Raw genomic sequence first — 318 nt, 5'->3', positions numbered from 1 at the left:
GAGCGTCACTCAAGGCATCACCACACTGGAGCATGAGGAACGATAGGTGTCTGGCAGAAACTCCGCGTCCGGCCCTGAATCGCTCAGTCGCTGTACAGCGCCTGAGTGCGACGCAGGCGCATGCGGCTGCCGTTGAGGTGCAGGTACATCGCCGAGCGCGCTGCGTCGACGTTGCCTTCGGCGATGGCGTTGTAGATTTGCCGATGTTCGGTGTTGATTCCGGCCAGGTAGGCGTTGCGATCGCTCTGCCCTGTGTAGGCCGAGTTCATCCGCGTGCGGGGAATCAGCTTGGTGCCCAGATGTTTCATGATATCGATC

The 318-nt window shown here is 60.4% G+C and carries 1 protein-coding gene; it reads right to left on the bottom strand.

Annotated elements, in window-relative coordinates:
* Positions 1-83 precede the first annotated feature (83 nt).
* Positions 84-318, bottom strand: a 235-nt coding sequence (locus ALO43_RS19915; RefSeq protein ID WP_157062345.1) for an FCD domain-containing protein, incomplete at its 5' end; no start/stop codon positions are given.

This window comes from Pseudomonas tremae (genome assembly GCF_001401155.1).
Classification (GTDB): Bacteria; Pseudomonadota; Gammaproteobacteria; order Pseudomonadales; family Pseudomonadaceae; genus Aquipseudomonas; species Aquipseudomonas tremae.
This window is presented reverse-complemented; position numbering and strand designations above follow the sequence as displayed.